Raw genomic sequence first — 540 nt, 5'->3', positions numbered from 1 at the left:
AAATACCTAACAGATTGTTAAATTTGGCAATAATTCACACGCCAATACATTCTTACTGAGCCAAGTGCATAGGCATGATGAATTAAAACCATGGCAAAAGAAGATGTGGTGTATTGGCGAGTTAAACAGCGACTTCATTGCGCAGATGGAAGAGGTGCTGGAAATTTATGCTATGCCTGCGGATGAAAAACATCCTGTGGATAATTTTGATGAAGCAATGAAACAACTGGTGTCACATGTAAAACCGCCCAAATTAGCTTCACCAGGGCACTTAGCTAAAGATGATTACGAATACCGGCGTGAGGATGTGGCCAATATCTATCTGATGTACGACAGGCATCGAGGCTGGCGGCATGCTAAAGCAACTGCAACCAAGAAACGAGAGGACTTTGCAGCGTGTATGCGGGATTTGGTTGATGTTCATTATCCTGATGCGGATAAAATCCACGAGGTTTTAGACAACTATACCCATGATCAATGAAGATGCTTGATTTTTTACCAATGAAGATCACCATACCCCTCATGAAAAACATCAAGTTG

General features: G+C 41.9%; 1 protein-coding gene. It reads left to right on the top strand.

Annotated features, from left to right (window positions below):
• Positions 1-103 precede the first annotated feature (103 nt).
• Complete coding sequence (locus tag AAEZ02_RS21805; RefSeq protein ID WP_233768498.1) at positions 104-481, top strand: transposase; 378 nt, start codon at positions 104-106, stop codon at positions 479-481.
• The last annotated feature ends 59 nt before the right edge of the window (positions 482-540 follow it).

The organism is Shewanella sp. T24-MNA-CIBAN-0130 (assembly GCF_040310185.1).
GTDB classification, from domain to species: domain Bacteria; phylum Pseudomonadota; class Gammaproteobacteria; order Enterobacterales; family Shewanellaceae; genus Shewanella; species Shewanella psychromarinicola.
Note: the sequence above shows the minus strand (reverse complement) of the source record. Positions and strands in the feature narration are given on the sequence as shown.

Coding starts and splice junctions, on each gene's coding strand:
- AAEZ02_RS21805 (WP_233768498.1), top strand. CDS start 104: ATGTGGTGTATTGGCGAGTTAAACAGCGACTTCATTGCGCAGATGGAA.